Below are 23,115 nucleotides of genomic sequence, written 5' to 3' on the forward strand. Positions count from 1 at the left end.
TCAGGCCAGGGTGCGGGCGGTCATCACGCCGAAGCCGGCGATGTACTCCCGGATCGGGCGGTAGTAGGACGACGCGACGGCGTACGGACCGGCCGTGCCCAGTGCCGCGAACGCCGCCACCCAGGTGCGCACCTCGTGAGCGGAGTTGCCGGCGTCCTCGGCCATCTGCCGCGGGGTCATGGCGTCGATGGGGGAGAGGTCGCCCGAGGCGAGGACGCGCATGACCTCCTGGTCCCACTCCGGGTTGAGGTCCTGGATCGTGGCGGTCCCGGCAGCGAAGGCGCGGCCGGTGTCGATGACCCGCTGCTGGCGGGCGTCGCGAGCGGCCGCGGTGGGGTGGCGGCCGTCGAGCAGCATCGCGCGCTGGGCCTCGTCGGCCGTGGCCCAGCGCGGCACCGGCGGGTCGTGGGAGAGGCCGCCGGAGCCGAGGACGAGCACGCGCTCGTCCTCGAGCGTGGTGAGGAACGAGCCGATCGCCTCGCCCAGTTTGCGCACCCGGGCCATCCGGGTGAACGGCTCAGCGACGCCGTTGACGAAGACCGGGATCGTCGGGACCGCGTCGATGCCGTCCAGCAGGATCTCCAGCGGCTGCACGGCCCCGTGGTCGACCTCCATCCGCCGCGAGATGGCCACGTCCAGGTCGCGCTCGGCGACCCACGCGGCGAGCTGCTCGGCGAGCTCGGTGGGGACCGACAGCGGACCCTCGCTCGTGCCGTAGTCGCCGACCCCGAGCGCCTCGAAGCCGATGCAGAACGGCGGCATCAGGTCGTGGAAGAAGCCGTTGTAGTGGTCCGGCGCGAACGACACGACGAGGGTCGGGTCGTAGTCGGCGACGAAGGCGCGGGCGGTCTCGAAGGCCGCGTCGACCTCGGCCTTGACCTCGGCCGGCGGGTCGTTGAACTCCAGCAGCGGGCTGTGCGACATGCAGACCAGGGCCATGCTCATGCGAGGGCTCCCATCTCGTCAGGCTTCTCGGAGGTCGCGGAGGTCGCGGAGGTCGCGGAGGTCGCGGGGGTCGCGGGGGTCGCGGAGGTGTCGGTGCGCAGCGACCCCGCGGCCACGACGGCGCCCAGCGCCTGCGAGGCCTGCTGGTTGAGGGCCGCAGCGGCGACGAAGTGGTCGGGGCGCAGGACGACGAGGCCGCAGGCGCGGACGTCGAACCAGCGCTTGAGCGCCCCGGAGGTGTCGCCGACGACGGTGACCGGGACCGGCGCGTCGGCGTACTGCTTCTCGGCCCAGGCCCGCTGGGTCTCGGGGACGAAGGCGAGCAGGCGTACGCCGAGTCGGCGCGCCAGTGCGCGGTCGTCGGCGGTGAGGAACGTCGTCGGGTCGGTGCCCCAGGTCGCCAGCGCCCACCAGTCACCGGTGACGTCGTCGAGCAGGACGTCCTGGGCGTCGGCCGTGTTGACCCGCGGCTGGATGAACTGGAGGCCGACCGGGGACGCCTCGCCGGCGGAGTCGACGAGCGGGGCGAGCCGACCCCCGCGGAGACCGGCCCGGGCCCGGCCCGGCTCCAGGCTCACCTGGTCGACGACGACGCCCTCGGCGTACCGCGGCATCGGCTTGAAGCGGAGCTCGGTGAAGTACGACTTCCACGTCGGCACGACGTTGAGCGCGGAGGCGGCACGGTCGCGGAGCCAGCCACCCAGCGGCTTCATCTTCATGATCGATCCGGCTGCCATGTTGACGTCGATCATGTCGGCGGCGTGCTGGTGGCGCTCGGTGGTGTAGGTGTCCAGCAGCGCGTCGTCGGCGTCACCGCGCAGGACGGCGGTCAGCTTCCAGGCGACGTTGGTCGCGTCGCGGATGCCGGAGTTCCAGCCCTGGCCCAGCCAGACGGGCATGAGGTGCGCGGCGTCGCCGGCGATGAGGACGTTGCCCTTCCGGAACGACGTCGCGATCCGGCCGTGGTGGGTGAAGGTGCGCTGGTTGATGACCTGGAGCGCGTCGGGATCGGGCACGAACCGCTCGAGCAGCCGGTTCATGAACGCGCGGTCCTCGACCAGCTCGGTGGGCTCGTCGTCGTGGAGCATGAACTCCCAGCGGCGGATGCCCTGCGGCAGGCCGATGGTGACGTAGGGCCGCTTCGGGTCCGCACCGAGGTAGACGTTGGGGGCACCGATCGGGTCGTTCTCGACGTCGACGACCACCCAGCGGGTCGAGGGCGACCTGCCCTCGAACTCGACGCCCATCCACTTGCGCGTGAAGGAGCCGCCGCCCTCGCAGCCGACCGCGTACCGGCCGACGACCTCGACCGTGCCGGCGACGGTGCCGTCGACGCCGACCTGCTCGGCGGTGACCCGCACGTGGTCGCCGCGGTCGTCGATCCCGACCACCCGGTGGCGGAAGTGCAGCTCGGTGCCGGGGAACCGGTCGAGCCCGGCCGCGAGCTCGCGGTCGACGACCGGCTGGTTGAACCCGTGCTTGCGGGGGAAGCCGAACTCCTGGGTCTGCGGGTCGTTCGTGGCGAGCACCTGCCCGCGCCCGTTGACCAGGCGTACGACGTGGTGGGGCACGGTGTACTGCTCGACCTGCTCCCACAGCCCGGCGGTGCGCAGGGTGCGGATCGACTCGTCGTCGAGACCGACGCCGCGGGGGTAGTCGATGAGCTCCTCGCGTGCCTCCAGCACGACGGCGCGCTGGCCGCGCACGCCGAGCAGGTTGGCGAGCGTCAGGCCGACCGGGCCGGCGCCGATGATCACGACGTCGGTCTCGAGCGTCGGTGCGGTGGTCATCGCGTCGCCCCCGGTCACTGGTGGGCGAGGAAGTCGACGACGAGGCGGTTGAACTCCTCGGCGTGCTCGATCATCGCCCAGTGGCCGCAGCGGTTGAGCAGCACCGCCCGGGAGTTCGGGATGTTCGCGAGCAGCCACAGGGTGGTCTCGTAGTGGAGCACCCGGTCGTCCTTGCCGTGGATGAGCAGCGTCGGCACGGCGATGTCCGGGATCCGGTCGCGGTCGACGCGGATCGGGATCGGCGCCCCGTGGGCCAGCCCCTCGACGTAGTTCTGCAGGTGGTCCGGCCGGGCGAGCGCGGCCTCGGAGCGGGCCCGGGTGAGCTCGGGCGTCGCGAAGCGCGCCTTGTCGTAGGTCATGATCTCGACCAGCGCCTTCATGTTCTCCGGGCTGGCGTCGCGGTAGGCGCGGACGATCACCTTGAGGCCCTCGCTGGGGCCGTCCCCGGCGCCGAAGAGCGAAGCCGGGCCGCGGCCGAGCGAGGCGCCCATCGTCACCAGGTGTGTGATCCGCTCGGGGTGCAGCGTCGCGAACCGGATCGCGGTGTGCGCGCCCATGGAGTTGCCGACCAGCGCGGCGCGGGGGATGTCCAGGGTGTCGAGCAGCTCGACGAGGTCGCGGTCGTGGTCCATGTCCTTCGTGGCCACGGCGTCCGAGCCGCCCCAGCCGGGCATGTCCGGGGCGATCACGTGGAAGCCGGCCGCCGCGATCGCAGGGATGTTGCCCGAGAAGTTCGACCACCCGGTCGCCCCGGGGCCGGACCCGTGGAGGAGCACGACCGGCGGCGCGCCGGGGTCGCCGGCCTCGTAGTAGCGGACGTGCGTGCCCGAGGGCAGCGTGGTGTCCCGGACGGCGGACTCCTGGGTCAACGTCATCTGACGACAGCTCCTGTATGCGTTATCTGCACGGCGGTAAGCGATAGTTACACGACTGCTTCCATGGGAACATCGCCCGGATGCGGGTGTCAAGGGCCTGCGGCGGGTCCGCGAGGCGCGGCCGAGCGGCCGGGGGCCGGGCTCGCTAGCGCAGGGCGGCGGAGATCCGCTCGGCGGCGGCGAGGAGCACGGGGGCAGCCGACTCGGCGACCTCCGGCCGGTAGGTGATGAGGTTCAGGCAGGCGGTCGGGACGCCCTCGGCGCTGGCCAGCGGTGCGGCGACGCCGTACGCCCCGGGCTCGACCTCGCCGTACGTCGCCGCGTAGCCCCGCTCGCGGGCCGCGGTGACGTCGTCCGCCTCGCCGGGGGACGGCGGCCGGGCTGCCAGCAGGGCGATGCCGGCCGAGCCTCGTCCGAGCGGGTGCCGGCTGCCGCTGCGGAAGGACAGCACGTAGCCGGAGGCGGGCGGCTCGATGACCGCGAGCGCGACGGCCTCGCTGCCCTCGTCGACGAGCAGCGACACGGTGGCGCCCAGCTCGGCGGCCAGCTCGCGCATCACCGGCTCGGCGGCTGCGCGGAGGGTGGCATGGATGCCCGTCGCAAGGGCGGCCAGGCCGGCGCCCGTGCGGTAGCGCCCGTCGGCCCCTCGGATGACCAGCCGCGCCTCGGCCAGGGTGGCGAGCAGGCGGGAGGCGATCGAGCGGTGCACGTCCAGCTGCGCGGAGACCTCCTGGATGGTCGCGCCGTCCCGGCCCTGGGCCACGAGCTCGAGCGCTCGCAGGCCGCGGGCGAGCGTCTGGGTCCCCTGTGCGGGTCGTGGCTCGCTCATCGCGGCACAGCGTAGAGGTCGCGAGTCTTTGCCGGGGGGAGGCTTGACAGGCCGCTGTGACTGCAACCACTCTTGCGTCGTATCTGCACGTTCATGTGCATTATCTACACATACCGGGAGATCCCGTGGAACTCACCGACGCCATCCGGCGCAACCCGATGACCCGTTTCCAGTGGGTCATCGTCGCGATCTGCATCCTGCTGACGATGGTCGACGGCTACGAGATCCTGGTGACGTCGTTCACCCTCCCCGCGCTGACCGAGCACTTCGGCCTCGACCGCGGGCAGCAGGGTCTGGTCGCCTCGTTCGGCACGCTGGGCATGGGCATCGGCGCCATCTTCCTCAGCCCGCTCGCCGACCGGATCGGGCGCCGCAAGCACATCCTCGGCTCCCTGGTGATGATCATCGTCGCGATGACCCTCACGGGCCTGGCCACCTCGTTCGAGACCTTCCTCGCCGCCCGTTTCTTCGGCGGGCTGTTCCTCGGCTCGATCGTCCCGAGCATCAACGTCCTCGTCGCGGAGTACGCCAACCAGGCGCGGCGTGGCGTCGTCATGGGCGTGTACGGCGTCGGACTGCCGCTCGGCGCCGCGATCGGCGGCTTCCTCTCGGTCGGTCTCATCGACGCCTTCACCTGGCGCGGCCCCTACTTCTTCTCGGCCATCGTGACCGCTGTGCTCCTGCTGGTGGCCGCCGCCGCCCTGCCGGAGTCGGTGGACTACCTCGTCCAGAAGCGCCCGGCCGGCGCCCTGCGCGCCTACAACCGCATCGCGGCGAAGATCGGGGCGGTGCAGGTCTCGAGCCTCCCCGTGCCGACGCGACCGGCCCCGGTCAGGGGCGCCTTCGTGAGCGGCGTCCTGCGCGGCATCATGCTGCGCCGCACGGTCCTGCTCTGGATCGCCTACGGGCTTGTGATCGCCGCCTTCTACTTCGCCAACAGCCTCACGGCGAAGCTCGTGACGGAGACGACCGGCGATGCGGACTTCGGCATCAAGGCCCAGGCGCTGGTGGCTGCCGGCGGCGTGGTCGGCGCGCTGCTCTTCTCCCTCGCCGCGCGCCGGATCCACCCGCGCCTGGTGACCGCGGGCATCGGGGTCGTCGGCTTCGTCGTCTTCCTCGTGTTCGCCGCCTTCTTCGAACACCAGACGATGGTGCTGGTCCTCGCTGTCATGGTCGGCCTCGCGGTCAACGGCGGCGTGGCCGCGTACTACGCGATCAGCCCGTCGATCTACCCCGTCGCGGTCCGGGCCGCCGCGGTCGGCCTGATGATGGGCCTGGGGCGCGCCGTCGCCTTCTTCGCCCCGAACATCGCGACGTTCCTGCAGGAGCGTGGCCTGAGCCCCGCCGACCTCTACCGCCTGTACGGCGTCGTGCTGGCCCTGTCCGCGGTGACCGTCGCGCTGCTGCACGCGACCTACCGCGGCGCACACCGCCAGGACGCCATGGACGAGGAGGACACCGCCGCGAACGCCGCGGCCGACGCGGCGGAGGCCCGGCTCGCGACGAGCGGCGCCTGACCGGGCGGCGGTTCAGCGCCGACGTCGGGAGAGGGTCGACCCGAGCGCTGCCGCTGCCGCCCGCACGGCGGTCGCGTGCGGCTCGGGCCGGAACCGCCCGACCGGTCCGGTGACGCTGACCGCAGCCAGCACGGTGTGGCCGTCGGGGTCGAGCACCGGCGCGGCGACGCACAGCAGCCCGGGTGTGGACTCCTCGCGCTCGTAGGCGACGCCGGTCTCGAGCACCTTCGACAGCTGGCGGCGCAGCAGCCCGGGCGCGACCACGGTGTGGGGTGTCCGCCGCTCGAGCTCGCCGCCGAGCACTCCGTCGCGCACCTCCTCGTCCGCGTGCGCGAGCAGCACCTTGCCGATGGCCGTGCAGTGCATGGGCATCCGGCCGCCGGTCCGGGAGGGGGAGCGGGCCTGCCGGTGGCCGCCGATCTTGGCGACGTAGACGACCTCGGTGCCGTCCTGGATCCCCAGGTGGACCGTCTCGTGGGTGCGCTCGTAGAGGTCTTGGAGGAACGGCATCGCCAGCTCCAGCAAGGTGCGCTCGGCCGCCGCGCGCATGCCGAGCTCGAACAGGCCGCCGGAGAGCCGGTAGCCGTGCGGCGTCTTGTCCAGCAGCCGGTGCTCCACCAGGTCCCCGGCGATCCGGTGCACCGTGCCCTTCGACAGCCCCGTGCGGCGTACCAGCTCCGCCAGCGGGAGCACCGTGTCGTCGACGCGGAACGCGCGGAGCAGGGCGACGGCCTTGCCCAGCACGGTGTCGAGGGCGGCGTCGGTCACCCGCGACAGCGTACCGGTGAGTGGAACGCGAGCGTGGGTCGCGGACGGCGCCCGAGGAGAGGGTGGAGCCATGAGCCAGACCACCACCGGCGTGAGCGCCGAGGACCTCGACGCGGCCGCGGAGCGGCTGCGCACTGCCGACCGCGCCGGCGTGCCCGGGGCCCCCGTGCGCGACCTGATCGGCCGTGACGACGTCGCCGCGGCGTACGCCGTCCAGCAGCGGGTGGTCGCCGCCCGGGTCGCCGACGGCGCCCGCGTCGTCGGCCGCAAGATCGGGCTGACCTCCGCGGCCGTGCAGGCGCAGCTCGGCGTCGACCAGCCGGACTTCGGCGTCCTCCTCGACGACATGGCGTACGCCGACGGCGACACCGTGCCGACCGCGAGCGTCCTGCAGCCGCGCGTCGAGGCGGAGGTCGCCTTCGTGCTCGCCGCCGACCTCGCCGACGGCCCGCTCGACCGCGAGCAGGTGCGCGGCGCGATCGGGTCCGCCGTCGCGGCGCTCGAGGTCTGCGGCAGCCGCGTGGCCGACTGGGACATCAGCTTCGGCGACACCGTCGCGGACAACGCCTCGGCCGGTGCCTACGTGCTCGGCACCGAGCAGTCGAGCCTCGAGCAGGTCGAGCCGCGCGAGGTGACCATGAGCATGACCATCAACGACGAGGTCGTCTCCACCGGCGCCGGCGAGGCCTGCCTCGGCGACCCGCTCGAGGCGGTCGTGTGGCTGGCGCGGCAGGCGCGCGACTTCGGCGAGCCGCTGCGCGCCGGCCAGGTCGTGCTCTCCGGCGCCCTCGGCCCGATGCGGCCCGTCGGCCCCGGCGACCGCGTCACCGCCACCATCACCGGCCTCGGCGCCGTCAGCGCCGTCTTCAGCGAGTAAGGACTCCCTCCATGACCAGGACCAAGGTCGCCGTCATCGGGTCGGGCAACATCGGCACCGACCTGATGATCAAGGTGATGCGCACCAGCAAGCACCTCGAGATGGGGGCGATGGTCGGCATCGACCCCGACTCCGACGGGCTCGCCCGCGCGAGGCGCTTCGGCTTCGCCACCACGCACGAGGGCGTCCAGGGCCTCATCGACCTGCCCGGGTTCGACGAGATCGAGATCGTCTTCGACGCCACCTCGGCCAAGGCCCACCGGCACAACGCCGCGCTGCTCCGGCCGCTCGGCAAGCGGATGATCGACCTGACGCCCGCGGCCATCGGGCCCTACGTCGTCCCCGCCGTCAACATCGACGACCACCTCGACGCCCCGAACGTCAACATGGTGACCTGCGGCGGGCAGGCGACGATCCCGATCGTCGCCGCCGTCTCCCGCGTCGTGCCGGTGGCGTACGCCGAGATCGTGGCGTCCATCGCCTCGAAGTCGGCCGGCCCGGGCACGCGCGCGAACATCGACGAGTTCACCGAGACCACCTCCGCGGCGATCGTCGAGGTCGGCGGTGCGGCCGCCGGCAAGGCGATCATCATCCTCAACCCGGCCGAGCCGCCGCTCATCATGCGCGACACCGTTCTCGCGCTCGTCGAGGCACCCGACCCCGCGGTGCACGAGGAGATCCGCGGCTCGGTGGAGAAGATGGTGGCCGACGTCGCGGCGTACGTGCCCGGCTACCGCCTCAAGCAGCAGGTGCAGATCACCGAGCTGCCGGCCGACCAGCCGGTGCACACCCTGGTCGGCGACGCCGGTAGGGGTGCGGCCCGCCCGACCCACCAGGTGTCGGTGTTCCTCGAGGTCGAGGGCGCCGCCCACTACCTCCCGGCGTACGCCGGCAACCTCGACATCATGACGTCCGCGGCGCTGCAGATGGCGGAGCGGATCGCGGCGTCGAAGACCGCCACGAAGGCAGGGAACTGACCATGAGCACCTCGATCTTCGTCCAGGACGTCACGCTGCGCGACGGCATGCACGCCGTGCGCCACCGGATCACCCCCGACGACGTCCAGCGCATCGTCTCCGCCCTCGACGCCGCCGGCGTCGACGCCATCGAGGTCGCTCACGGCGACGGCCTCGCGGGCTCCTCGCTCAACTACGGCCCCGGCTCCCACACCGACTGGGAGTGGATCGAGGCCGCCGCCTCGGTGCTGAAGAAGGCGCGGCTGACCACCCTGTTGCTGCCCGGCGTCGGCACCATCCACGAGCTGGAGCGAGCCTACGACCTGGGCGTCCGCTCGGTGCGCGTGGCCATCCACTGCACCGAGGCCGACGTCTCCGCCCAGCACATCGCGGCCGCGCGCGAGCTCGGCATGGACGTCTCCGGCTTCCTCATGCTCTCCCACATGTCGCCGCCTGAGGAGCTGGCGAAGCAGGCGAAGCTGATGGAGTCCTACGGCGCGCACTGCGTCTACGTCACCGACTCCGGCGGGCGGCTCACGATGAACGACGTCGCCGCCCGCGTCCGCGCCTACCGCGACGTCCTCGACGCCGACACCGAGGTCGGCATCCACGCCCACGAGAATCTCTCGCTGTCGGTGGCCAACTCCGTCGTGGCGGTGGAGAGCGGCGTACGCCGCGTGGACGCCTCGCTCGCCGGCCACGGCGCCGGCGCCGGCAACTGTCCGCTCGAGGCGTTCATCGCCGTCGCCGACCTGTCCGGCTTCGAGCACGGCTGCGACCTCTTCGCGCTCCAGGACGCCGCCGACGACATCGTCCGCCCGCTCCAGGACCGGCCGGTCCGCGTCGACCGCGAGACCCTCACGCTCGGGTACGCCGGCGTCTACTCCAGCTTCCTGCGGCACGCCGAGGCCGCCGCGGAGCGGTACGGCGTCGACGTGCGGCAGATCCTCATGGAGTGCGGCCGGCGCCGGCTCGTCGGCGGCCAGGAGGACATGATCGTCGACATCGCGCTGGGCCTCGCGGAGGCGCCGGGCGCGGCCTGACCGAGACCCACGGGGCCCGAGGACACCTCCAGCGCGGAGGTGGTCCCGGCCGCCGACTTACGGGGACCGGCCGTCGAGATCGGCTGCCCGCACTCATCTGGCGCGATCGGCAGCGCGCGGTCGATCGCGGGGCCTAGGTTGTGTGCCGGCTGCTCGGTCCCTGCTGAGCGTCCGTCCCCGTCACCGCACTCTGGGCGCTGACCCTTCACAGAAGTGAGTGCCGTGCGCAAGAGAACGTCCATCGTGGGACTCAGCGCTGTTCTTGCCGGTGGGTTGCTGATCTCGGGCACCTACCTGGTCAACGCAGCCGCTCCTCAACGGAGCGGGACGATCACCGCCTGCGCCAGCAAGAAGACCGGCCAGGTGCGGTTCGTCACCGACGCGGACCGGTGTGTCCGCGGCAAGGAGAGAGTCCTCACCTGGAACGTCAAGGGCCGTGCCGGGAAGAACGGGCCGCCGGGCGCAGCGGGCGCGGACGGACTCGACGGCGCGGATGGTGCTCCGGGCGCGGACGGTGCCCCGGGCAAGGATGGGCTCGACGGTGCTCCCGGCGAGGACGGTGCGCCGGGCACGGACGGTGCCCCCGGCAAGGACGGCGCTCCCGGTACGGGCGCGGGCGTGGTCACCGGACCGAAGCAGCCCGTCCTCGACGACGTGACGTACCGGATGACGATCGAGGCCGAGGGGCGGGACCCCGTCGTCACGCCGATCACCCGCTTCCACACGGAGTTCAGCGTCCCGGTGTCCGGGCGTGGTGGGGACGGTCGACCCCAAGTGGGGGCCATGGAGATGTCGGACCTGTGGGTCTACCTTCCGCACTCTGCGCGAGCGACCGAGGCGTTCAACATCGTCGCCGGTCGCGCACCGCTCGCCGAGGTCAGTGTCGACATGTGCCGGGCCGACCGGCTGACGACGGACGGAGAGAACTGTGCACTGAACGTGAACGTCGAGATGCGCGACGTCGTCCTGCGCAGCGTCGAGACCAGCGAGACCGTCGAGAGCTCTCTGGAGGCCACTGCGTTGCGGTTCGACCCGCACAATGCGGTCATCACCTACACCCGGCGCTTCGAGCGCGGCCCGGGTGGCCAGGGTGGCCGCCCCGACGTCATCCGCTACGAGCAGGGCGAGCCGTCAGACGTGACGCTGGCGTCGTCGGAAGAGGTGGTCCCCGGGTCGGGGATGCAGGCGGTGTTCGGCGAGCGGGTGTTCACCCTGGATGACTGGGCCCTCGGCGTCGACAACTCCGGACGGTCCTCCGGTGGGGGAATCGGCAGCCCTGCGCACTCGAGCATGAGGATGACGATGCACGGCCCCCGGTCGGCCGTGCATGCCATCGGACGGATGGCTCGGGGTGGCTTCCTCTCGGTCGTCGAGGTGACCGGGTGTCGGGTCGGGCCCTGTACCCAGTCGTTCCTGCTGGAGGAGGCCTTCTTCGAGCGGGTGACGCTCGGTTCCCCGACCCTCACCACTGCCGCGACGCTGAACTTCGGCAAGATCCGCTGGAACCGTGTCGACGCGTCCGGGACAAGCGATCACAGCTGGGACGTGGTCGGGGGCTCCGGGCTGCGCTGAGCGGCCGAACCGGCTCGTCAGACCGTGCTTCGTGCGCAGGTGTCGCAGCAGTCGACCCATGGGCACCGACGCAGGTCCAGCAGCGCGAGGATCCGGCCGCAGGCCACGCACTCGCCGTACGTGCCGGCATCCATGCGGTCGAGGGCCTCGTGCACCTGGTCGAGTATCCGCCGGACGCTGGCGCGGTGAGCGGCCTGCACCGGGTCCTCGTCGAGGCCCGCCGGCGACAACGACGTCAGCTGCTGCGTGCGCTGGTACGCCGCGCGGAGCAGCTCCGATCGCAGCTCGTCGAGGTACTCCCGCTGGGCGCCCGTGGGCCTGAGCGTCATGCCTCGCACCTGCCCGGCTGAGTGGTCCGGGTCCGCGAGGACGGGGTCGGGTGGGTGGACATCGGAGTGGTCATGACGGTGCTCCTGGGTAGCCGAGGTGGCGCACCGGCGACACCGGTGCGCTGGGGCGTGGACGCCTGGAGGCGTCGGAGCTAGGCGGGAGGAGCGCGGTCGACGCTGCGGCGCAGGACGTCGAGGCCGCGGATCCCGCGGGCGACCTCGCTCAGCGCGATCGCGAGCAGCGCGGCGCCGGAGGGCACGTGCGACGGCCCCGCCGTCGCCACCTGCGCCCGCATCGACCGCCCGATCATCCCCGCACCATAGGCCGCGGCACGGGGGAAGGCCATTCGCTCGGCCCGAGACGGGTCGTCACCGCGAGGATCCTGACCCGACGACGCAGAACACCCCCGCACGTCCGAGGACGTCCGGGGGTGTTCGCGCTGGCGGAGGGCCGGCGACCTGCTGATGCGCAGGTCAGCCGGCTGCCGACTCAGATGTCGTAGTAGTGACTGACTGACCCATGCTGACCTGCGCAAACTCTAGGAGATCTTGGTTACTTGTACCACGCTTGTAACGGAGGGCGGTTCCTTCTCGGGCGGCGCCGGGTTGGCGTCGTCATCGATGGTTGCACCCCGAGGCGCGAATCTAGTTCGAACAGGGTGTCCGCCATCAGAAGGCGGCACCTACGTAGCGTTCGATCAGTTCTCGCTCGGTGGTGGGGTCGTCCACGGGCCAAGTGATCATGCTGAGTACGACTCGAATGAGCCATTCGGCGCCGAGATCGTGTTCTTCGCCGAGGTCCATCAGAGACGCAGCGAGACGGTTCAGCATTTCGGAGTGGGTGAAGTAGGTGTCGTCGAAAGCCGGGGGTGACTTGACGAACTCAGCCAGGGTGCGGTCGCTGCGAATCGCTTGGACTCCGGCAAGGATCGACTCGATGACCAGTTGTTTGCCCTGCATCCCGCGAGTCTGCGTTCGCACCTGTTCGACCACGGTAGTCGCGGCTAGGCCTACCAGTGTGTCCACAAGGCTGCGCTTGTTGCCCACGAACCGGTAGACGGTCGCGCGTGAGCACCCTGCTCTGCGGGCGACCTCTTCCAAGCTGAACGTCTTGGGACCGCGCTCGCGCAGGACGTCGCTGCCGGCTGCGTAGATGCGTTCCAGGGCGGCTTCCCTTCGACTGCCAGGAATGAGCCATGCGTCGGAATCTGGCATTTTGTACCCTGACGTTACTGAGCGATTTAGTCTCACGGTGAGACGATTGTAAGGCTAGCGAAGACCCCGGTCCCGGGCGGCCTGGTGGCCTCCAAGAGGCGGCGCGCTTGGTCTGAGACGGCCTCCCGATGACTCGTCCCCGCCAGGCGTCTCAGTCATTCAAGAGGCCTTGTGGGTGCACGTCTCCGCGGTTGAGGATTGCTCCTGAGACGGAGGATCGTGATGACAACCCGCACACGCACAGACGGTGCCCCTGACCTGTTCAAGGTGGTCGGGACTGCAGCATGGCTGAACTTCGAGGGTGCCGCGCGCACCGTGATCCGCGGCCGTCGCGGCTGGGTGGGGGCGGTCAATACCGACTACGATCCCTTGGATCCACGGACGGCGGCCCAGCCGCATGCGGCGTATCGACGCCTTCATGAGACGGGGCGGGTGCACTACAACCCGCGTCGGGCCATGTGGGTCCTCTCGCGCCTCGACGACGTCCGCGCCACACTGAGAGCCACCGACAAGGTGACCAGCAGTCAGGGGGTCACCCGGTTACGGATCCAGGCGCCGCTCGTCGTCCTCACTGACGGCGAGGAGCACGCCCGGCTACGCAAGCAGATACAGCCCATGTTCACCACAGGTGCGATGGCCTCCTGGCGCGCGATGGCGGAGAAGCTGGCCTCCGAGATGGTCGACGAACTCGTGCGTGCTCCCGGCTCGGACGTGATGACGACACTGGCCACTCCGCTACCGATGAGCCTGATCGCTCACATCATGGGTGTCTCCGATGGCGACTTCGACGACTTCCGCCGATGGTCGGAGACGACGGTGCGCATCATGGACGCGAATGCGACGCCGCTGGGCATCCGGCACGCACGAGATGCCGCGACAGGCCTGGCGTCCCTGCGGCGGTACTTCACCGAGCAGTTCGACGCTGGGAGGATTCGGGAGTCTGACTCGGCTCTCGGTCGACTCATGAACCACAGTGAGAACGGTGCTCTCACCGGCAACGACCTGTTCATGATCGCGATGCTGCTCCTCGTGGCTGGTAACGAGACCACGACGAACCTGCTGGGCGGGATGTTCGAGACGTTTGCTCGCAATCCGGAGGAGTACGACCGCGTTCGACAGGATCCTGGTCTGGTCCCGATGGCGATCGAGGAACACCTGCGGTTCTCCAGCCCCATCCAGAATCTGTACCGCTACACGCGCGCTGACTACGACATCGCCGGTGTCACCATCCCGCGAGGGTCCAGGGTGTTGCTGTCCTTCGGTGCTGCGAATCGGGACCCCGAGGCGTTCGAGGAGCCCGACACCTATCGGGCTGACCGCAACCCCAGGATGCACGTCGGGTTCGGGCACGGCGCACACCTGTGCGTCGGAGCACCGCTCGCTCGGATGGAGGCCCATGTCGTGCTCACCGAGCTCCTCGGTCGCGTCTCGAGGATCGAGCTGTCCGGTGACCCGACATGGTCGACCAACAGCTCGTTGCGCGGGCCCACCAGACTCCCCGTTCGACTGGTCACCACGTGATGCGCCTCGCCTGTCGCCGCTTCGCGGATAGCCCGCTCCGGTCGTAGACGTGGCGCCGAGTGCGCCGAGCTAAGGGCGGCCGCTCCCGCTCAGGACGGCCGACCCCCCTGGTCCGAGGCGCCCCACGTTGCGGAACTCGCTCGGCGACTGCCCGGTCCAGCGCTTGAAGGCGTGGGAGAAGTTCCCAGGATCGCCATAGCCGAGATCGACCGCGATCTGACTGATCGTCAGGGAGTGGTCGAGAAGCAGCACGATGGCTCTCTCGCGCAGCAGGGACTGTCGGACCTGACGGAATGTCGTGCCCTCGTCCTCGAGCCGTCTCTTCATGGTGCTGGTGGAGACGTCGAGGAGTGCGGCGATGTCCCGGCTGCTCGACCGTCCTGGGTCCTGCTCGAGCAGTCGTCGCACCCGCTCCGTCACGCTGGTGGCACTGGTACTGCGGTCGAGCATGCGGCGCAGCTCGGCGATGGCCAAGCCGTAGGCGACCGGGTCCGGGAACCGGCAGCGGACACGAAGGGCCTCGGCCGGCACGTCGATGAAGGACGTGTGCGCGTCGAAGTCCAACCGTTCGCTCATCAGGTCGGTGCGAGTCTCCACAACTCCGGGGGCAGGCCATGCCAGCTGCAACGTCACCCCTGGTAGCGGGCCGGCCAGCAGGTCGAGTAGTCGAAGCAGCGCCGCACCACCGTAGGTGATGACCAGGCAGTCGAGATCGGGATCGCCGGTCTGACCGCTCAGCCCCACTGTCAAGCCGTGCTCGCCCGGGTGGAAGTGAGGGCGAAGAGCGCCGGAGATCACGGGCAGATACCCCAGCAACTGGAAGATCTCGTCCACCGAGCCAGCGCTGACCAAGGGCAGGCTCAGCGGGCCGAACGAGGTCAGCTGGGCCTTCTCGGCGAAAGCGAGCCCGAGGTAGGTAGCACCGTCGGGGTCGAGGTCCGGGTAGACCTCGCGGAACCATCGGATGGGCACTTGCCGGTCGCGCTGTACCAGCTCGACCTCCGAAGTGCCCTGGAGTTCGATGATCCGACGGAAGTGCGCGACGGCGCTGGGCTCAAGCGCGTCGCTGTTGAGGAGCTGGACGAACGCCAGCGGAGGCACGCCGGGTTCGGGAACTCTCACTGCACCTCCTGAGCCGAAATCACAATATGTTGACGTAGGTGACCATAGCCACAGCCTGACGGGGAGACACAGGATTGAGGGCCGGTCTACCAAGGAGTTTCTTCATGTCCGTTGTCACCTTCATCTCCCACGACGGGGAGAAGCACGAGACACCACTGGAAGAGGGTGTCTCGCTGATGCAGGTCGCCGTCGACAACATGGTTCCTGGAATCGACGGGGACTGCGGCGGCGAAGCCGCCTGCGGTACGTGCCACGTGGTCGTCGAGGACGGATGGATCGACCAGGTCGGCCGTTCGGGTCCCGTGGAGGAAGAGATGCTCGCCATGAACCCCGAGCGCGAGGCGAATTCCCGGCTGTCGTGCCAGATGCGGTTGAGCGACAGCCTGGACGGCCTCGTCGTCCGGCTCCCCGAGTTCCAGCTGTGACTGTCGAGAGGAACACCGCACCATGACGACCCTGACCACCGTGACCGACGCCATGACCGAGCGAGCTCAGTCCATCGTCCCCATGAGCATGCAGATCCGCGGGGCGCACCTGTACGACCGGGCGCGTCGCTTCGTGACCCGGACCAACGGGCAGAAGATCTTCGTCGAGAAGCCGATCCCCCCCGTGGAGCAGGTTGCCCTGGTCGACATCGACCTGAGCAACCCGTTCCTCTACCGGCAGGGCAAGTGGCAGTCGTACTTCGAGCGGGTGCGCAACGAGGCTCCCGTCCACTTCCAGGCCAACAGCCCGTTCGGTCCCTTCTGGTCGGTCACCCGCCACGCTGACATCATCGCGGTCGACAAGGACCATGAGACGTTCTCGGCTGAGCCGTTCATCATCATCGGCGAGCCGCCGCGGTTCATGGATGTCGCCATGTTCATCGCCATGGACCCGCCCAAGCACGACCGGCAGCGCGCCGCCGTCCAGGGCGTCGTGGCTCCGAAGAACCTGCGCGAGATGGAGAGCCTGATCCGCTCGCGGGTCCAAGAGGTGCTGGACGACCTCCCGATCGGTGAGCCCTTCAACTGGGTCGACCGCGTCTCCATCGAGCTGACTGCGCGGATGTTGGCGACACTGCTGGACTTCCCCTACGAGCAGCGCCGCAAGCTCGTCGAGTGGTCGGACCTGGCCAGCTCCATGGAGCAGGCCAACGGCGGCCCCTCGGACAACGACGAGGTGTTCCGCGGATTCGTCGACGCAGCGCAGGGGCTGAGTGCTCTGTGGCGCGACAAGGAGGCGCGGCTGGCGGGGGGAGAAGAGCCTGGCTTCGACCTGATCACGATGCTGCAGCGCAACGAGGACACCAAGGACCTCATCGATCGTCCCATGGAGTTCCTGGGCAACCTCGTCCTGCTCATCGTGGGTGGCAACGACACGACGCGGAACTCCATGAGCGGTGGGATCCTCGCCATGAACCGGTTCCCGGACCAGTTCGAGAAGCTCAAGGCCAACCCGGACCTCATCCCCAATGCGGTCTCGGAGATCATCCGGTGGCAGACACCTCTGGCCTACATGCGGCGGGTCGCCAAGAAGGACACGGTGCTCAACGGACAGTTCATCCGCAAGGGCGACAAGGTGGTCATGTGGTACGCCTCGGGCAACCGTGACGAGCGAGTCTTCGACCGGCCCGACGACCTGATCATCGACCGCAGCAACGCACGCAACCACATCTCCTTCGGCTTCGGAGTCCACCGCTGCATGGGCAACCGGCTGGCGGAGATGCAGCTCAAGATCCTCTGGGAGGAGCTGCTGCCGCGCTTCGAGAAGATCGAGGTCGTCGAAGAGCCTGAGTACGTCCAGTCCAACTTCGTGCGCGGCATCAGCAGGCTGATGGTCACCCTGACGCCGAAGACCCAGGCGTGACCGAGGGGAGGGCGCTGGTCGTCGGCGCCAGCCACGCCGGTGTCCAGGTGGCGGCCGGCCTGCGGCAGCAGGGCTGGTCAGGAGAGGTCGTCGTGGTCGGCGACGAGCCAGCGCTGCCCTATCACCGTCCTCCCCTCTCCAAGGCCTACCTCGCCGGCACGAGCAGCCTGCAAGACCTCGCTCTGCGCAAGGCGGAGTTCTACGCCAAGCACGACATCCGCCTGGTGCAGTCGACGGTCACGCAGGTCGATCGTGCCGCGCAGGAGGTGGGGCTGAACGACGGCACCACGATGGGCTACACCCATCTCGCCCTGTGCACGGGTGGCCGGGTGCGCACCCTGGACGTGTCCGGTATCGACATGCCCGGGGTGTTCTACCTTCGGACCTTCGCAGACGTCGAGTCGATCCGGGCCTCGGCGGCTTCCGGCAGCCACGCCGTCATCGTGGGCGGCGGGTACGTCGGCTTGGAGACAGCCGCGTCCCTGCGCGCTCTCGGCCTGGACGTGACAGTCCTGGAGGCCGCCGAGCGCGTGCTGGAGCGGGTCACAGCACCCGAGGTCTCGGCGTTCTACGAGCGGGTCCACCGCGACGCCGGCGTCGTGATCCGGACGGGCGCCCAGGTCAGCGCCATGGCCGGCGACGAACGCGTGCGTGAGGTGGTCCTGCGGGGTGGTGAGCGGATCCCGGCCGATCTCGTCGTCGTCGGAGTGGGCTTGGTTCCCAACACCGAGCTGGCAGCCGAGGCTGGCCTGCACGTCGAGAACGGGATCGTGATCGACGACCTGGCTCGCACCAGCGACCCCCGCATCGTCGCAGCCGGCGACTGTGCCAGCCACCGGATGGCTCGCTACGACCGCCTCGTGAGGTTGGAGTCCGTGCCCAGCGCCGGGGAGCAGGCGAAGACGGCCGCCGCGACACTGTGCGGCAAGGAGAGGCCGATCGCAGCGCTGCCTTGGTTCTGGTCCGACCAGTACGACCTCAAGCTGCAGATCGCGGGGTTGAATGTCGGCTACGACGAGCTCGTGGTGAGGGGCGACCCCTCTCGAGATCGCGACTTCACCTGCTACTACCTCCAGCAGGGACGGCTGCTGGCCGCGGACTGCGTGAACCGACCGCGGGACTTCCTGAAGGCCAAGCTGCTGATCAGTCAGGGCGAGAGAGTCGATCGAGCAGAGCTCGAGGCCGCCGTCGCTTCCTGAGGGCCGGCATCGTCGTGGGCCCTGCCCGTCCCGCTGGCTTGCCGCCGCGTCCCGGCCTCTGGTGTCTACGATCACCGAGGTGCGGCCGACCTTGACTCTGCGGCGTGGATCGACGCACCAGGACCGACGTGGACTGGCTGGCAGTGGCGGTCTGCAAAGCGGCCCTGGTGGTGCTGCGACGCCTGACTGGCGCGGGTCATAGGGCATTCCCGGGGTCGGTGGCGTCGTGCTGGCTGCCAACCACGTCTCGCACCTTGACCCGTTGCTGGTCGCGGAGATGGTGCTGGCCGAGGTGGCGGGTGCCACGGTTTCGGCCAAGGACAGCCTCTTCAACAAGCCGGTCGTGGGCAGGTGGTTCCGTGCCGCGGGGCACGTCGAGGTCGACCGCGCCGCCGGCCGCGCCGGGTGCGGCGAGGCGGTGAGCGCGGCGCGCAACGGGAGACTCCTCCAGTGAGATGGGCGTTCACGACCGGAAGCGGGGATCCTGGGGGCGCGGGGTGTCGGAGCCGCGCACCATGGCGGAACCGTAGGTCTCCAGCAGCGTTGCCATGAGGCCGTCGAACGGCAGGTCCACGAACATGCCCCGTTCGCGGACGTACTCCATGTGACGTCGGCCGGCGCCGTCGGCTGCATGGAGCAACGCGTCCTGCGACCCGTCGAACTCCAACGGGGGTACTCCGAAGCGACGGCACAGCTCGGAGTTGAAGGCCGGCGACCCCTTGCGCCACTGGCCGTCGACGTACACCGCGCTCCACCCGTGGAACACGAACAGATCCGTGCCCATCAGCTCCAGCAGCGCGGCGCTGTTGAGGTGGTTGCGCACGTCGGAGAATCCGAGCACTGCCGGGATCCCCGCAGCGCGCAGACTCGCGGTGAGCAGTACCGCCTTGGGCACGCACCACGTGGGGCCACCGTCGAGGATCGCGCTGGCCTGGTAGTCAGGGGGTTCGGTGGTGACGCTGTAGGGGTCGTAGCGGAGCCGGTCCCGGACCGCGGTGAACAGCAGTCCCGTCCGTTCTCGAGGATCCCGGATGCCACCCACGACGGACTCGGTGAAGTCCCGGACGTCAGGGTGGTCGCTGTCGACGAACCGGCTCGGGGCCAGGGCCTGCCGAGGATCGAGCTTGCCCCTCATCAGGTGGCGGTCCCGAGGTTCTGGCGCGCCCCCGCGATCTCGAGGGCGGTGACGAGGTCCCGCTCGAGCGAGGGGAGTACGGCGGCCGAGCGAGCTGCCTGCTCCACGCGCTCTCGTGCTGGGCCGTCCTGACGGGCCAGCGACGCGATGAGGGACCATGTTTCCGCGCACAGGTGCGCAGCGGCGGCGACCTCGCTCGCCCGCGCGTCCCCGGTCAGGCGCGCGATGTCGGCGGCGCCGCTGGAGAGCAGTCGGCGGAACAGCCCGCCGCCGGTGCCGGCCTTCTCGACGAAGGCGCTGAGTCCTTGGAGGACCAGGTCCAGGATGTCGTCGGGGAAGACCTCTGGCCATCGAGCGAGGTCCTCGGCGAAGAGGTCGACGGCGGCCAGTCCGGTGGCCCCGACCGCCGCATCCCTTCCGGTGACGATAGAGCTGCCGGTGGAGCTAGTCATCGCAGCCGCCGCCTGGGCGAACGCCGCCTGCGCGATCTCTGACAGGTCGGGCAGCCGGTCGGGCCAGGCGATGTCGAAGTAGGTGTGACGCGTCGGGACCGGGAACCCCTGCGAGGACCGGGCTCGGGCCAGTGCCGGGTAGGGCACGAGCTGCACCTCTTCCCGGTCGTTGTCGACGACGTGCGCGACCTGCTGCTCGTCGTCATAACCGATGACGACGATGTCGTGGCGACTCATCTGCAGGCGTACGCGGAGGTAGGGAAGTTCCGCGATGTCGGCCCACACCAAGGCGGGACGGCCCTCGCGCACGGCGTCGCGCACCCACGCCCAGCCCTCCTGTGGGTCGTCCGTCGCATGCACGGAGACCTCGGCGCCCAGTCGCGTCGGGAGGTCCGTCTCCAGGTCGCCTCCCCGCCCGACGAGGTATACCGGTGGCATGAGTGCCGCGTCCCTGACGTAGGAGAGATCCAAGGCGCCGCTCAGGGCAAAGACAAGGCCTTCGTCAGGGGGGCCCTCCCAACCGAGTCCGGCCCACTCCAGGAGGTCCCGCATGGCTCCGGAGCCGCAGTGGCCGCCGCGTCGGTGCGGGTACTCGACCACTTCGGTGTCGCTCGAGTTGACCATGAGGCTTCCTTCTGGAGACAACTAGTGGCTTTTGTTCCAACCTAAGGCACCGCCCTGAGAATGTCATCACGCGGCCCAGTTGACGCGTGTCCGCAGTCGGACATTGTCGATACTCTGTCCACCATGTCGTCCCCCTCCATGCGAGAACGCTATCGCGAGCACGTTCGTGCAGCGGTGCTGGAGACTGCCCATGACCTGATCGCTGAGCGGGGCTGGGAGCGGGTGCGCATGGGCGAGATCGCCGAGGCGGTCGGCGTCTCGCGCGCACTGCTGTACAAGGAGTTCGGCGACAAGCCCGGTTTGGGGGAAGCCGTCGTCCTGAGGGAGGCGGCGCGCTTCATCGAGGGCATCGAGAACGTGCTCGCGCATCACGGCTCCGACGCTTCAAGCGGCCTCGCGGCGTCGGTGGGCTTCGTGCTGGAGGAGGCCGAGAACAGTCCCTTGCTTAGAGCGGTCCTGATCTCCAACCGCGATTCCCCACCACCCGCCACGGGCATCCTCCCCCTCCTCACCACGTCTGCGCAGCTGTTGGAGCTCGCGTCCGGCTCCCTGGCCCGGTGGCTCACCTCCCACGTGGCCGGTTTGCGGGCGGATGAGGTGTCCGACGCCGCCGAAGCCCTGGTGCGGCTCACCGTGAGCCACCTCGCCCTACCGACCAGGTCCCGGGCGGACACCGCCCGGAAGATCACTGAGGTGGGACTCAGGTGCCTCGGGCTTCCCATCACGCCGAAGCAGGGAATCGCGACGTGACGGTTGCTCAGGTTGCGGGATCGCCGGCGACCCCGAGGACCAGTAGTTGGTCAATGGCACGGTCGCGCCCAGGGGTGGCCCGGGGACTCGCTGCTGCCGCGGTTTCGCCGAGTGCGCGGCTGAGGCTGTTCTCCGGTGGTGCGGTGGCCCGCCAGCAGTCCCTCGGGGATCAGCTCTGCAAGTGAATCGCCTGGGTCTGGTAGAGGTTCTGGGGTGCCCCTCGGATCTGTCGTGATTGAGAGCCATGGCAGCGCCCAGGCGCACCACGACAAGCCTCGGGAAGCGCGCTACCGGGATGGCGGTCGATGCGCGGATGAGCCCGGTTATCAGGCTCTTATTACCTGAGGTGGGGGCTGGCGAGTCCGCCCCCGATCAGCAGCATCCGAAGGCGGTAGCTCTCGCGGTTGCGGAACCCGCGGGCGACGCGGTGGAGCTCGATGAGGCCGTTCATGGCTTCGGTGCCGCCGTTGTTCGAGCGGGCGGTGTCGAAGTAGGCCAGGAACGCCTGCCGCCAGCGCTTCAACGTGCGGCCCAGGCGGGCGATCTCGGGGATCGGGCAGGACGCGAACGTGGCGAGGACCTTCTCGGCGATCTTGCGGCCCTCGGCGGTGTTGGGGTGGCGGTAGGCCGAGCGGAGCTGCTGGGCGCACGACGCAACGTAGACGACCAGGTGCTCCTCGAGGCGGGCGGCGATCGCGTTCTCGAACCTGGTCCATTGCTTGTCGGTGAGCTTCTCCGCACCGGCGCGTAGGAGCTTCTGGATGCCGTAGAGCGGGTCGCCCTTGCGGCCACGGTGGCCGAGGGTCTCCTGCTGGATCCGGCGGCGGCACTCATCGACCGCGGCGGTGCCGAGCTTGACGACATGGAAGGCGTCGAGGACTGCGACGGCGTCCTCGAGCTGGTCATCGATCGCGCTCTTGTAGCCCTGGAACGGGTCCAGGGCCGCGATCTTCACACCGGCGCGGAACCCCTGACCGCGCTCAGCGAGCCAGTCGGCGTAAGCCTTCCCGGATCGTCCCGGGACGAGGCGAGGAGCCGGGCGCGGACGCGTCCGTGCTGGTCACGGCTCAGGTCGACCATCCCGGTCAGCTCCTTCGGCCCACGTCCACCCTGGTCGACGGGCTTGGTCGAGACGTGGTGCCAGATGTGCTCATCGACGCCCAAGACCTCGACGTTGTCGAACCTGGTCGGGTCGGCGGCCATCTGTTCGAGCAGGGGCTTGATCGAGCGCCACACCGTGCGCCACGAGGTGCCCAACTGGCGGGCGAGAACAGCCACCGAGGCGTGCTCGCGACGGATCTGAGCGATCGGCCACCAGCACGCCCGCACCGTGAGCAGCGCCCGCGGCCGGGCCAACCCGTCGTGCTGCTCGCTCCACCCGCCGGCCCTGCACTTCGGCTCAACGCAGCGCCAGGTCCGCTTGCGCCACACAAGTCGCACCGGGCGGCCGAAGGAGGGCACGTCGACCAGGCGGACCTCGCGCCGGCCATGGCTCGCGGCGATCACACCGCACGCGTGGCAGCCCGCCGGTGCGGGGTCGGACTCGACCACCACGCGTAGATGACGCAGCTGCTCGGTGACCTCGATGACGTGGAACCCCTCCAGGCCCACGAGGAGATCGCAGCGCTGTGAAGTGCCCCCGGTTCCCCGGACTACTGGGGTTGGGTGGATCTGATCATGCAGCGGTCTCGCTTGGGGGTCCAGCAGGCGTCCTCAATGCGTGCTGGGTCTCGTAGTCGGCGGGGCTG

General features: G+C 69.9%; 23 protein-coding genes and 1 pseudogene. 11 read left to right on the top strand and 13 right to left on the bottom strand.

All coding sequences use genetic code 11. From position 1 onward, the window contains the following. The 4 genes from G6553_RS09355 to G6553_RS09370 all read right to left on the bottom strand — a co-directional run bounded on the left by G6553_RS09355 (window position 1) and on the right by G6553_RS09370 (window position 4,439). On the bottom strand, window positions 1-945 hold the full coding sequence (locus tag G6553_RS09355; protein WP_166191343.1) for a 3-carboxyethylcatechol 2,3-dioxygenase: 945 nt from the start codon (window positions 943-945) through the stop codon (window positions 1-3). Further along, a complete protein-coding gene (locus G6553_RS09360) occupies window positions 942-2,735 on the bottom strand; it encodes a bifunctional 3-(3-hydroxy-phenyl)propionate/3-hydroxycinnamic acid hydroxylase (protein ID WP_166191345.1) in 1,794 nt (597 codons plus the stop codon). Before G6553_RS09360 ends, G6553_RS09355 begins: the two co-directional genes overlap by 4 nt. A gap of 14 nt (window positions 2,736-2,749) precedes the next feature. Then, window positions 2,750-3,610 (bottom strand): alpha/beta hydrolase, encoded by an 861-nt coding sequence (locus G6553_RS09365; RefSeq protein WP_166191347.1) that lies wholly within the window; start codon window positions 3,608-3,610, stop codon window positions 2,750-2,752. Between the two features lie 145 nt (window positions 3,611-3,755). Then, entirely contained in the window at window positions 3,756-4,439 is a 684-nt protein-coding gene (locus G6553_RS09370) for a helix-turn-helix domain-containing protein (protein WP_166191349.1), read from the bottom strand. Window positions 4,440-4,564: 125 nt separating this feature from the next. Here G6553_RS09370 and G6553_RS09375 point away from each other — a divergent pair, with 125 nt between their 5' ends. After that, complete coding sequence (locus tag G6553_RS09375; protein ID WP_166191351.1) at window positions 4,565-5,956, top strand: MFS transporter; 1,392 nt, start codon at window positions 4,565-4,567, stop codon at window positions 5,954-5,956. 12 nt (window positions 5,957-5,968) lie between these two features. On the opposite strand, the gene G6553_RS09380 is transcribed toward G6553_RS09375, so the two are convergent. Next, window positions 5,969-6,724 carry an IclR family transcriptional regulator gene (locus tag G6553_RS09380; RefSeq protein WP_166191353.1) on the bottom strand — a complete coding sequence of 252 codons (756 nt, stop codon included), beginning with the start codon at window positions 6,722-6,724 and terminating at the stop codon, window positions 5,969-5,971. Between the two features lie 70 nt (window positions 6,725-6,794). Between G6553_RS09380 and G6553_RS09385 the strand changes: the two genes are divergently transcribed. The 4 genes from G6553_RS09385 to G6553_RS09400 all read left to right on the top strand — a co-directional run bounded on the left by G6553_RS09385 (window position 6,795) and on the right by G6553_RS09400 (window position 11,172). Further along, window positions 6,795-7,601 carry a fumarylacetoacetate hydrolase family protein gene (locus G6553_RS09385; protein ID WP_166191355.1) on the top strand — a complete coding sequence of 269 codons (807 nt, stop codon included), beginning with the start codon at window positions 6,795-6,797 and terminating at the stop codon, window positions 7,599-7,601. Between the two features lie 11 nt (window positions 7,602-7,612). After that, on the top strand, window positions 7,613-8,578 hold the full coding sequence (locus G6553_RS09390) for an acetaldehyde dehydrogenase (acetylating) (protein WP_166191357.1): 966 nt from the start codon (window positions 7,613-7,615) through the stop codon (window positions 8,576-8,578). Between the two features lie 2 nt (window positions 8,579-8,580). Beyond that, complete coding sequence (dmpG, locus tag G6553_RS09395) at window positions 8,581-9,600, top strand: 4-hydroxy-2-oxovalerate aldolase (RefSeq protein WP_166191359.1); 1,020 nt, start codon at window positions 8,581-8,583, stop codon at window positions 9,598-9,600. A gap of 666 nt (window positions 9,601-10,266) precedes the next feature. Continuing rightward, window positions 10,267-11,172: a hypothetical protein gene (locus G6553_RS09400; RefSeq protein WP_242680215.1), complete on the top strand. Its 906-nt coding sequence runs from the start codon at window positions 10,267-10,269 to the stop codon at window positions 11,170-11,172. A gap of 17 nt (window positions 11,173-11,189) precedes the next feature. Here the strand turns inward: G6553_RS09400 and G6553_RS09405 are convergent, their stop codons facing one another. From G6553_RS09405 to G6553_RS09415, 3 genes are all read right to left on the bottom strand, one after another. After that, a complete protein-coding gene (locus tag G6553_RS09405; RefSeq protein WP_166191363.1) occupies window positions 11,190-11,501 on the bottom strand; it encodes a hypothetical protein in 312 nt (103 codons plus the stop codon). A 152-nt stretch (window positions 11,502-11,653) separates the two neighbouring features. Beyond that, the gene (locus G6553_RS09410; protein ID WP_166191365.1) at window positions 11,654-11,812 is read right to left on the bottom strand and encodes a hypothetical protein; all 159 of its coding nucleotides are present in this window, start codon (window positions 11,810-11,812) and stop codon (window positions 11,654-11,656) included. A 358-nt stretch (window positions 11,813-12,170) separates the two neighbouring features. Next, entirely contained in the window at window positions 12,171-12,716 is a 546-nt protein-coding gene (locus G6553_RS09415) for a TetR/AcrR family transcriptional regulator (RefSeq protein WP_166191367.1), read from the bottom strand. 222 nt (window positions 12,717-12,938) lie between these two features. Between G6553_RS09415 and G6553_RS09420 the strand changes: the two genes are divergently transcribed. Beyond that, window positions 12,939-14,237 (top strand): cytochrome P450, encoded by a 1,299-nt coding sequence (locus tag G6553_RS09420; protein ID WP_166191369.1) that lies wholly within the window; start codon window positions 12,939-12,941, stop codon window positions 14,235-14,237. Between the two features lie 69 nt (window positions 14,238-14,306). Here the strand turns inward: G6553_RS09420 and G6553_RS09425 are convergent, their stop codons facing one another. Beyond that, on the bottom strand, window positions 14,307-15,359 hold the full coding sequence (locus G6553_RS09425) for an AraC family transcriptional regulator (RefSeq protein ID WP_166191371.1): 1,053 nt from the start codon (window positions 15,357-15,359) through the stop codon (window positions 14,307-14,309). 104 nt (window positions 15,360-15,463) lie between these two features. Between G6553_RS09425 and G6553_RS09430 the strand changes: the two genes are divergently transcribed. From G6553_RS09430 to G6553_RS09445, 4 genes are all read left to right on the top strand, one after another. After that, a complete protein-coding gene (locus tag G6553_RS09430; RefSeq protein WP_166191373.1) occupies window positions 15,464-15,784 on the top strand; it encodes a 2Fe-2S iron-sulfur cluster-binding protein in 321 nt (106 codons plus the stop codon). A 22-nt stretch (window positions 15,785-15,806) separates the two neighbouring features. Continuing rightward, window positions 15,807-17,207 carry a cytochrome P450 gene (locus tag G6553_RS09435; protein WP_166191375.1) on the top strand — a complete coding sequence of 467 codons (1,401 nt, stop codon included), beginning with the start codon at window positions 15,807-15,809 and terminating at the stop codon, window positions 17,205-17,207. Next, the gene (locus tag G6553_RS09440) at window positions 17,204-18,406 is read left to right on the top strand and encodes an FAD-dependent oxidoreductase (protein WP_166191377.1); all 1,203 of its coding nucleotides are present in this window, start codon (window positions 17,204-17,206) and stop codon (window positions 18,404-18,406) included. The genes G6553_RS09435 and G6553_RS09440 overlap by 4 nt, the downstream gene beginning before the upstream one ends. Window positions 18,407-18,632: 226 nt before the next feature. Further along, window positions 18,633-18,860 (top strand): 1-acyl-sn-glycerol-3-phosphate acyltransferase, encoded by a 228-nt coding sequence (locus G6553_RS09445; RefSeq protein WP_242532474.1) that lies wholly within the window; start codon window positions 18,633-18,635, stop codon window positions 18,858-18,860. Window positions 18,861-18,869: 9 nt separating this feature from the next. Here G6553_RS09445 and G6553_RS09450 read toward each other — a convergent pair whose 3' ends face one another. Both G6553_RS09450 and G6553_RS09455 read right to left on the bottom strand, forming a co-directional pair. After that, entirely contained in the window at window positions 18,870-19,541 is a 672-nt protein-coding gene (locus tag G6553_RS09450) for a transglutaminase family protein (RefSeq protein ID WP_166191380.1), read from the bottom strand. Next, on the bottom strand, window positions 19,541-20,617 hold the full coding sequence (locus G6553_RS09455; protein WP_166191383.1) for a BtrH N-terminal domain-containing protein: 1,077 nt from the start codon (window positions 20,615-20,617) through the stop codon (window positions 19,541-19,543). The genes G6553_RS09450 and G6553_RS09455 overlap by 1 nt, the downstream gene beginning before the upstream one ends. 123 nt (window positions 20,618-20,740) lie before the next feature. On the opposite strand from G6553_RS09455, the gene G6553_RS09460 reads away from it, so the two are divergent. After that, window positions 20,741-21,367 (top strand): TetR family transcriptional regulator, encoded by a 627-nt coding sequence (locus G6553_RS09460; protein WP_242532473.1) that lies wholly within the window; start codon window positions 20,741-20,743, stop codon window positions 21,365-21,367. A gap of 337 nt (window positions 21,368-21,704) precedes the next feature. On the opposite strand, the pseudogene G6553_RS20665 reads toward G6553_RS09460, so the two are convergent. Together G6553_RS20665 and G6553_RS21110 are read right to left on the bottom strand one after the other, a co-directional pair. Then, window positions 21,705-22,334, bottom strand: a pseudogene (locus G6553_RS20665) (transposase); the annotation flags it as partial. Then, window positions 22,319-22,978 (bottom strand): hypothetical protein, encoded by a 660-nt coding sequence (locus G6553_RS21110; protein ID WP_242680216.1) that lies wholly within the window; start codon window positions 22,976-22,978, stop codon window positions 22,319-22,321. The gene G6553_RS21110 and the pseudogene G6553_RS20665, both read right to left, overlap by 16 nt. Window positions 22,979-23,115 lie beyond the last annotated feature (137 nt).

It is taken from the genome of Nocardioides sp. IC4_145, assembly GCF_011250565.1.
In the GTDB taxonomy this organism is placed as follows: domain Bacteria; phylum Actinomycetota; class Actinomycetes; order Propionibacteriales; family Nocardioidaceae; genus Nocardioides.

What these genes read in the sequence shown, in the direction of transcription:
- G6553_RS09450 (WP_166191380.1), bottom strand. Translation starts at nt 19,541, where the DNA reads ATGAGGGGCAAGCTCGATCCTCGGCAGGCCCTGGCCCCGAGCCGGTTC.
- G6553_RS09435 (WP_166191375.1), top strand. Translation starts at nt 15,807, where the DNA reads ATGACGACCCTGACCACCGTGACCGACGCCATGACCGAGCGAGCTCAG.
- G6553_RS09455 (WP_166191383.1), bottom strand. Translation starts at nt 20,617, where the DNA reads ATGGTCAACTCGAGCGACACCGAAGTGGTCGAGTACCCGCACCGACGC.
- G6553_RS09360 (WP_166191345.1), bottom strand. Translation starts at nt 2,735, where the DNA reads ATGACCACCGCACCGACGCTCGAGACCGACGTCGTGATCATCGGCGCC.
- G6553_RS09385 (WP_166191355.1), top strand. Translation starts at nt 6,795, where the DNA reads ATGAGCCAGACCACCACCGGCGTGAGCGCCGAGGACCTCGACGCGGCC.
- G6553_RS09370 (WP_166191349.1), bottom strand. Translation starts at nt 4,439, where the DNA reads ATGAGCGAGCCACGACCCGCACAGGGGACCCAGACGCTCGCCCGCGGC.
- G6553_RS09405 (WP_166191363.1), bottom strand. Translation starts at nt 11,501, where the DNA reads ATGACGCTCAGGCCCACGGGCGCCCAGCGGGAGTACCTCGACGAGCTG.
- G6553_RS09355 (WP_166191343.1), bottom strand. Translation starts at nt 945, where the DNA reads ATGAGCATGGCCCTGGTCTGCATGTCGCACAGCCCGCTGCTGGAGTTC.
- G6553_RS09410 (WP_166191365.1), bottom strand. Translation starts at nt 11,812, where the DNA reads ATGATCGGGCGGTCGATGCGGGCGCAGGTGGCGACGGCGGGGCCGTCG.
- G6553_RS09420 (WP_166191369.1), top strand. Translation starts at nt 12,939, where the DNA reads ATGACAACCCGCACACGCACAGACGGTGCCCCTGACCTGTTCAAGGTG.
- G6553_RS09400 (WP_242680215.1), top strand. Translation starts at nt 10,267, where the DNA reads ATGACGATCGAGGCCGAGGGGCGGGACCCCGTCGTCACGCCGATCACC.
- G6553_RS09365 (WP_166191347.1), bottom strand. Translation starts at nt 3,610, where the DNA reads ATGACGTTGACCCAGGAGTCCGCCGTCCGGGACACCACGCTGCCCTCG.
- dmpG (WP_166191359.1), top strand. Translation starts at nt 8,581, where the DNA reads ATGAGCACCTCGATCTTCGTCCAGGACGTCACGCTGCGCGACGGCATG.
- G6553_RS09430 (WP_166191373.1), top strand. Translation starts at nt 15,464, where the DNA reads ATGTCCGTTGTCACCTTCATCTCCCACGACGGGGAGAAGCACGAGACA.
- G6553_RS09390 (WP_166191357.1), top strand. Translation starts at nt 7,613, where the DNA reads ATGACCAGGACCAAGGTCGCCGTCATCGGGTCGGGCAACATCGGCACC.
- G6553_RS09415 (WP_166191367.1), bottom strand. Translation starts at nt 12,716, where the DNA reads ATGCCAGATTCCGACGCATGGCTCATTCCTGGCAGTCGAAGGGAAGCC.
- G6553_RS09460 (WP_242532473.1), top strand. Translation starts at nt 20,741, where the DNA reads ATGTCGTCCCCCTCCATGCGAGAACGCTATCGCGAGCACGTTCGTGCA.